Origin of the sequence: Pseudoalteromonas sp. S1650 (assembly GCF_005887195.1) — a bacterium.
GTDB classification, from domain to species: domain Bacteria; phylum Pseudomonadota; class Gammaproteobacteria; order Enterobacterales; family Alteromonadaceae; genus Pseudoalteromonas; species Pseudoalteromonas simplex.
Map to the genome: position 1 here is coordinate 1 of NZ_PNDF01000171.1, position 1293 is coordinate 1293.

At 36.7% G+C, this 1293-nt stretch carries 2 protein-coding genes; both read right to left on the bottom strand.

Features of this window, described 5'->3' with window-relative positions:
- Positions 1-468 (bottom strand): flagellin (locus CWB80_RS22050; RefSeq protein WP_502705021.1); only part of this gene is annotated, 468 nt, incomplete at its 3' end.
- A gap of 427 nt (positions 469-895) precedes the next feature.
- Positions 896-1293 (bottom strand): flagellin (locus CWB80_RS22055; protein WP_283235118.1); only part of this gene is annotated, 398 nt, incomplete at its 5' end.

The window sequence follows — 1293 nt, forward strand, 5'->3', positions numbered from 1 at the left end:
AATCTCGTTTGCATTTGCACCAATTTGAAATGATTTAGTTCCAAAACTACCATCAAGCAACTGCTGCCCACCAAAAGAAGTCGTTTCTGCAATTCGTGTCAATTCGGTTTGCAACGCTGATACTTCTTTTTGAAGTGAGTCTCTATCTTCTTTTGAGTTTGAACCGTTTGCAGATTGTAGGGCAAGCTCTCGCATACGCTGAAGGATATTAGTTGATTCATTCATCGCACCCTCTGCTGTCTGCGCGATCGAAATACCATCATTGGCGTTACGCTGTGCGACTGCTAAACCATTTATCTGTGAAGTTAAACGGTTTGAAATTTGTAAACCTGCCGCATCATCTTTTGCGCTATTGATACGCATACCTGACGCTAAACGCTCCATTGAAGTTGCTAAACCTTGACCTGATTTTGATAAGTTACGTTGAGCATTTAATGAAGATACATTTGTATTTACTGATAAAGCCATGATAAAACTCCGGATTACTTTCGTAATATATCTGTTTTGATTTAACCAAGAACTTTCACAATTTGTATGTTCAAGCCCCGTACTGGTTAAGTTAACGGCAGCTGAGAATTTATCTTTAGACTTTTTTTTAAAAAAATAGATTTTTTTTGAGTGTTTTAACCTAAAAAGCTGATTTTAAATATTTTTTATTTTAAAATTATTTTTTATTTTTTCGCTTCACTCCTATTACCCCTTCATTTACTACTCATTTTTCTCTTTGTGTAAAGTGGTTTTAAGTAAATTAGTTACAATGAAGTTAAGAGACGCTGTGCGTTTCACCAAGAAATAGAAGTTTGAGATACCAAAGAGCGTTGCCTAGATATTTTATTGTTATGCAATAAAAAAAGCGCAACCTGTGCGCTTTTCGTAAATAAAGCTATAACTTTAATTAACCACCTAACAAGCTAATGGCCGCTTGTGGTATTTGGTTTGCTTGCGACAAAATTGATGTACCCGCTTGTTGCAGTATTTGGTTTTTAGTCATATGAGCAGTTTCTGTCGCAAAATCAGTATCTTGAATGCGACTACGAGATGCAGAAACATTCTCAGCAACATTTGCTAAATTACTGATTGTATGACTAAAACGGTTTTGCACAGCACCTAAATCAGCTCTCTGCTCATCTATAGATGAAATCGCTGAATCGATTATTGATAAAGCTTTCTGAGAACCCGCTTGCGTTGAGATATCAATCTTATCAACCATTGAGTCTGCAGCCGATTCAGTGACTGCACCTGTAATTTCTCCGCCAGCACCCACAGTAAATGAATTATTCCCTGAAAACTCTT